At 74.2% G+C, this 5716-nt stretch carries 6 protein-coding genes and 3 pseudogenes; 3 read left to right on the plus strand and 6 right to left on the minus strand.

What is annotated here, in order from left to right; translation table 11 throughout:
• Positions 1-82 precede the first annotated feature (82 nt).
• From LJ221_RS21135 to LJ221_RS21160, 6 genes are all read right to left on the minus strand, one after another.
• Positions 83-268, minus strand: a complete 186-nt coding sequence (locus LJ221_RS21135; RefSeq protein ID WP_241718314.1) for a DUF397 domain-containing protein — start codon at positions 266-268, stop codon at positions 83-85.
• Positions 265-1146 carry a helix-turn-helix transcriptional regulator gene (locus tag LJ221_RS21140; RefSeq protein WP_241718315.1) on the minus strand — a complete coding sequence of 294 codons (882 nt, stop codon included), beginning with the start codon at positions 1144-1146 and terminating at the stop codon, positions 265-267. The genes LJ221_RS21135 and LJ221_RS21140 overlap by 4 nt, the downstream gene beginning before the upstream one ends.
• Before the next feature lie 226 nt (positions 1147-1372).
• Positions 1373-2365 (minus strand): alpha/beta fold hydrolase, encoded by a 993-nt coding sequence (locus tag LJ221_RS21145; protein WP_241718316.1) that lies wholly within the window; start codon positions 2363-2365, stop codon positions 1373-1375.
• 198 nt (positions 2366-2563) lie between these two features.
• Complete coding sequence (locus tag LJ221_RS21150; RefSeq protein WP_241718317.1) at positions 2564-3070, minus strand: hypothetical protein; 507 nt, start codon at positions 3068-3070, stop codon at positions 2564-2566.
• Positions 3071-3095: 25 nt separating this feature from the next.
• Positions 3096-4163 carry a MerR family transcriptional regulator gene (locus LJ221_RS21155; protein WP_241718318.1) on the minus strand — a complete coding sequence of 356 codons (1068 nt, stop codon included), beginning with the start codon at positions 4161-4163 and terminating at the stop codon, positions 3096-3098.
• 33 nt (positions 4164-4196) lie between these two features.
• Entirely contained in the window at positions 4197-4343 is a 147-nt protein-coding gene (locus LJ221_RS21160) for a hypothetical protein (protein ID WP_241718319.1), read from the minus strand.
• Positions 4344-4461: 118 nt separating this feature from the next.
• On the opposite strand from LJ221_RS21160, the pseudogene LJ221_RS21165 reads away from it, so the two are divergent.
• From LJ221_RS21165 to LJ221_RS21170, 3 pseudogenes are all read left to right on the plus strand, one after another.
• Positions 4462-4698 (plus strand): annotated as a pseudogene (locus LJ221_RS21165) (FAD-dependent oxidoreductase); the annotation flags it as partial.
• A gap of 127 nt (positions 4699-4825) precedes the next feature.
• Positions 4826-5041 (plus strand): annotated as a pseudogene (locus LJ221_RS24035) (zinc ribbon domain-containing protein); the annotation flags it as partial.
• Positions 5042-5444: 403 nt separating this feature from the next.
• Positions 5445-5716: pseudogene (locus LJ221_RS21170) on the plus strand (hypothetical protein); the annotation flags it as partial.

Here is a 5716-nt window from a genome sequence, read left to right on the forward strand (position 1 = left end):
CCCCCCCCCCCCCCCCCCCCCCCCCCCCCCCCCCCCCCCCCCCCCCCCCCCCGGAGCCTCTTCCGCCAGGGCCCGTCCCGCGCTACTCCCCCGCTATGTGCCGTACGAACCGGCCCCGGCCCTCGCGGCCGACCGCGAAGGCCGGGCGGCTCACGTCCTTGGAGTCCCGCACGTGCACGGCCTGCCCGGTGACGGCGACCTCCACGCAGTCATCGCCTTGGGCGCTGCTGTAGCTGGACTTGAACCAGTCGAGTTCCGTCGTCCTCACAACTCTCCTCGCATCCGCTCCAGCAGGCCCGCGGACTCTTTCGGGGACAGGGCCTGCGAGCGCAGTCTCACATAGCGCTTCTGGACGCGGCTCACCTCTTTCCGGTCAGCGATCAGGCGCCCGTTCTCCTGTCCCTCCGAGTACGCCAGCCACTGCCCGTCCGGTGTCTCGAGCAGCCGGACGGGACCGGCGAGGCAGGCGTGTTGCTCGCTGTCCGCAGCCATGACCTGGAGCGTCACGTTACGCCGGGAGATGAGGCCGAGGATGTGGTCGAGCAGTTCGCAGGTGACCTCGATCCCGCCGAGACGGCGCATGAAGACGGCCTCCTCGACGATGAAGTCGAAGGTGGTGCCGGGCCTCTCGTGGAGCAACCGCTGCCTCTCCACACGGGCTCGCACAGTGGCTTCCAGTTCCTCGTCCGTGAGAGGTGGGATGTCGTTCTCGCAGAGGGCGCGCATGTACGCCTCCGTCTGCAACAACCCCGGCACCAGCCTGCACTCGTACGTGGCCAGGCTCACCGCGAGCCGTTCCAGGCGGGCCCACTGGCGGAACCAGGTGGCCAGGCCCGGTTCGCCGCGTGTCAGGTGCTTGGCGGCCTTGCGCAGGGCGCCGGTGTCGCCGAGGGCGACCTCGGCCAGTTCCACGAACGACTCGTCGGGCATCCGGCGGCCCAGCTCCACCGAGGCCACCGTGTGCTTGGAGTACCGCACCCAGGTGCCGAGTTCGGCGCGGCTGAGGCCGGCGTGCTCGCGCAGGGCCTGGACGACGGCGCCGAAGGGGCGCAGGCTGCTCGAGGGGTTCGGTTCCCCTCCCGGGTCCACTGCCGGGTCCGCTCCCGGATCCACTTCCTCCGTGGCGCGGGCGTCGTCTGTGGTCATGGGCGGCCCTCCCGGTGCTGTGCTGTACGCGCGGTCTCCCCCGCGGCCGAACAAAGGGCCGCACGCCGTCCACCCGGAGTGCGTGTACGGTCACCCGGCGTACGCGGTCCGCCGCCGGGGCTCGACAGGACGCTCATCGGCTCGGCCAGCCACACGTAGCCGTACCACCCCGCCATGGTCAGGGCCGCCCGGGTGGTGCGGGCGGAAGCGCGGCAGAAGGGGTGGGTCAGGCGGGCAGGGTGGCGAGCCAGCCGGTCAGCAGGCAGTTGACCTCGGCGGGGCGCTCCTGCTGGATCCAGTGGCCGCAGCCGTCGAGGATGTGGGAGGCCACCAGGCCGGGCAACGTGGCCGGATACGCCTCGATCGCGTCGGCAAGCCAGGTCGTGGAGGCGTCCAGGCCGCCGCCGACGAACAGCGAGGGCTGGGTGACGGGGGCGCCGTCGTAGGCGGCGAGGTCCTCCCAGTCGCGGTCCATGTTCCGGTAGCGGTTGAGTGCCCCGGTGAATCCGGTGCGCTCGAACTCACCGGCGTAGAAGTCGAGTTCCTCCTCGCCCAGCCAGGCGGGCAGCCGGCCGGCGGGGAACCGCTCCCGCATCGTCGCGCCCCTGCCGACGAAGTGCGGGTCGGGGGCGCCGGGTGCGGGCATGGTGTCGGCGGACAGGGCCGCGTAGAGGCCCGCGAGCCAGCCGCGCACATCGGGCTCGATCTCGGCCTCCGCGCGGCCGGGCCGCTGGAAGTAGGAGACGTAGAGCTCCTCCTCACCTCCCATCCGCGCGAAGACGTCGCCGGGGCGCGGGCCGCCGCGCGGGCTGTAGGGGACGCTCAGCAATCCCACGGCGCGGAAGACCTCCGGCCTGAGCAGCGCGGAGTTCGCGGCGATGGGCGAGCCCCAGTCGTGGCCGACGACAACCGCCGTCTCCTCACCCAGGGCGCGCACCACCGCGACGTTGTCCTCCACCAGGTGGAGCATCCGGTAGGCGTCCGTCGCGGCCGGTCCGGAGGAGCGGCCGTAGCCGCGCACGTCGATCGCGACCGCGCGGTACCCCGCCGCCGCGAGGGCCGGCAGCTGGTGGCGCCAGGAGTACCAGGACTCCGGGAAGCCGTGGACGAGCAGCACCAGCGGCCCGCTGCCCTGCTCCACCAGGTGGATCCGGCCTCCCGGCGAGGGCACCGACCGGTGGGTGGTCTCCGTGGTGTGTCGTCCGTCGTGCTGCGGCACAGGGCCTCCTCAAGGGCCGTGGGGCGCCGCCGTGGGTGCGGACTGGTCCTCTCCGGCCCTCCGGCGGCTCGGCTCCGATTATGTGGAAGCCCCCGCTCGGAGGGCGAGTACGTTTGCCGGTCCGGCAAACCCCGGTCCCGGCGGCGTTCGGCGGAGCGGTGCCGCCCCCCGTGCGGCCGGGGGCGTGTTGCCCGTGCGTCATGCGGTGGGGCCCGGGGCGGAGGACCGCCGGGTGGTGTCCCGCCGGGTGATGGCCTCGGCCACCTGCTCGACGGCGGTGCGCAGGAAGTCGCCGTAGGCGCCTTCGGGAAGGTCGGGTGCGTGCCCGCGGGCCGCGTCGATGTGCTCGGCGGCGGCGTCGAACGATCCGAGCCGGCGGTAGTCGTCGGCGAGGTTGAGGTGCAGGGAGGGGTAGAAGGCGGCGATGCGCAGACCGGCGTGGTGCTCCCGCAGGCGCCGCTCGGTCACCGCGTCGGCGGCGTCCAGGGCCCGGACGTCCCAGGCCATGGCCCGGGCGGGGTCCTCGTAGAGGTCCGCCAGGTGGTGCGCGAGGGTGCAGCGGTGCAGCGGGGCGCCGGTGGGGCCGATCGCGGACCACAGATCCAGGAGTTTCCTGCGGGCGGCCTGCGCCTGGCCGGTCTGTCCTTCGGCGACGGCGGCGCCGATGGCCTCCATCGTCGGGTCGGGGGCGGCGGGGGTGGTCATCGGAAGGGCTCCTCGTGGTCGTCGGTCAGGCGCAGTGGCCGGGGCCGGCAGGCATGGCCCAGGTGGTCAGGTCGCCGCGGTCGGCGGAGCGGACCGTGACGGGCTGGTCGGCCCCGCGCAGGTCGAGCATCACGTCGGGGCCGATGGCGGTGCTGACGGCCGGGTAGAGGGTGGTCAGCTCGAAGGAGATCCGCGCCTCCCGTCCCGTCACGGTGGCCGGGAGCGGGGTGCCGGGGTGTTCGCCGGACGCCGGGAGTGTCAGGCCGTGCCGGGTGGCGTGCAGCTCGATCCGCTCACCCGGGTGTTCCTCCAGGGCCCGCAGCAGCGCGTCCTTCGCCACCGTCGCGCGGGTGGTGGCCTCCGGCAGGGACGCGAGCATCAGGTGGTGGTCGGGGAACTCGTCCGTCAGCAGCCGGCAGTGCCGGTCCTCCCGGCCCGCCATGCGCAGCCGGATCCCGTACGGCGTCGCCTCGATCCGCACCAGCGCGCTGCGGCGCATCTCGCCGGTCGCGGCCCGCAGTTCACCGCCGTCGACCGTGGCGGCCCAGGCGTTGGCCGCCGGTTCGGCGGGGACGAGCGTCCGGGTCGAGAGCCGGTACCGGTCAGTCGCGGTCAGCGCGACCGCCTCGGCGGTCGCCTCGACGCGCAGTCCGCCCAGCACCGGCGGTCCCGGATCGCACGCGGTCGCGGTCAGGACCTGCTCGACCGCGTCGGCCAGTCCGGGCCCCTTCAGCGCGGCGACCGGCCGGCTCGGCACGCCATGGAGCGAGGACTTGAGCGCGGCGGCGTCCCCGCGTACCGCCGCCGCGTCCCCGAGGACCTTCGCGACGTGCTCGTCGATCAGCCGGGACGCCTCGCCGGGCCCGGCGTCGAGCACCGCCCCGGCGGTGGCCAGCGGCATGGCGATCCGGCGGAGCCGGCGGAGGGTGGTGGCCCGCGGCACCTGGTCGGCGCCGTAGTAGCGGTAACCCGAGACCGGGTCGGTCTCGGCGGGCGGCAGCAGTCCGGAATCGTCGTAGAACCGCAGCGCGCTGGGAGTCAGGCCAGTGCGCCGGGCGAAGACCCCGATGGGCATCAGCTCGGAATTCGGCACCCCGTCATCGTCGGCCTTCGAGCAGGTCGAAGGTCAACACCGGGCGCGGGGGCGAGGAGCGCGGGGTTCAGGCTCGGGCGCCGACGACGAGGCCGCTCCCGCGAACACCTCCAGCGGGCCGGTCACGTCCAGGCTCTGCACGTCGCCGTAGAGAACGATGAGCACACCGTGGGGCTTCATGCGCCTCAGCCTGGCAGCCGGCCCAGATGGCACAATGACGACTTTCCCACCTTTCCCGCCATGGACGTGACGGCCGGGCACCCGGTTACCGCGCCGTCCCCGCCCGGCACGCTGTGGTGAGGTCGGCGGGTGGGCACCGGACGGGCTGCTGGACAGCTACCACGCCGAACGGCACCCGGTGGCCGCCGACGTACTGGACAACACCCGCGCGCAGATGGCTTTGATGTCCACCGAACCCGGCCCGCGGTCGGTGCGCCGGCTGGTGTCGGAGGGCCTGAACACGGCGGAGACAGCCCGCAGGACCGCGTACTCCGAGCGGACCGTCAAGAACGTGCTGCACGAGATCACCACACGGCTGCAGCTGCGCAACCGGGCCCACGCGGTCGGCTACGCGCTGCGCGACGGGCTGATCTGACGGCGGGACGGGCTCCGGCACTGCCCGAAAGCGCACCGGACGCTTCCCCGGACACGACCCCGCCGCCCTGCCGCGCCGCACACGGCCGGGGCCGGGTGACCGACGACACCTCCAGCCCGCCGCTGTTCGGCGAGGGCCCGGCCCACTTCGACGTCCAGCCCTCCGCCCTCGGCGACACGCTGGTGTTCGCGAGCCGGCGCGACGAGAAGGACCCGCAAGGTCTACCTGCGCTCGGCCGACGGCTCGGTGCCCCGCCTGCGGCACGCCCAACCCGCCGGGCCGCAGGTTCTGCCGGCGCTGCGCGGCCTCGCTGGACCCCGCCGCCGGGTGCGTGCGGGGGTCGGGCCGGGCGGTGCGGTTCCTGGTGGTCCTGGCCGTGGCGGCGGCCCTGTGCGCGGGCGGCCTCCTGCTGCTTCCGGCCGGGCGCGCCCTGTACGAGGACACCCGGGACAAGCTGGGCAGGCCCAGGCCCATGACCCCGGTGCGGACCGGGGCGAGCGCCGAGGTCCCCCGGCACCCGGCGGCGAACATCACCGACGGGCTGAGCAACCGCTACCGGGGCGCGCCCGCCCCGGGCGCCTCGGTGACCTACACCTTCCGCGAGCCGTTCCGGCTGGTCGGCCTGATCGTCACCAACGGTGCGTCCGCGTCCCCGGAGGACTACGCCCGCCAGGCGCGCGCTCCGCATGGACCTGGAGGTGACGACGCGGGACGGCGCCCGGCACCGCAGGGAGCTGCCCCTCGGCGACAAGCCCGGCCCCCAGTCGATCACCGCGGGGATCAGCGAGGTGAAAACGGTGCGCCTGGTCCTGGCGGAGGTGGAGTTCTTCCGGCGGGACCGACCCGCCGCCCGGTCACCGGCCGCCGCGCGGGCCGTAGGCCTGGAGAAGCTGGTCGACGGGTGCGTAGTCGTCGGTGAGCGGCCGGGCGTCGCCGGTCCAGGAGGCGAGGTCGTCAC

Origin of the sequence: Streptomyces sp. CNQ085 (genome assembly GCF_022614595.1) — a bacterium.
Lineage (GTDB): Bacteria > Actinomycetota > Actinomycetes > Streptomycetales > Streptomycetaceae > Streptomyces.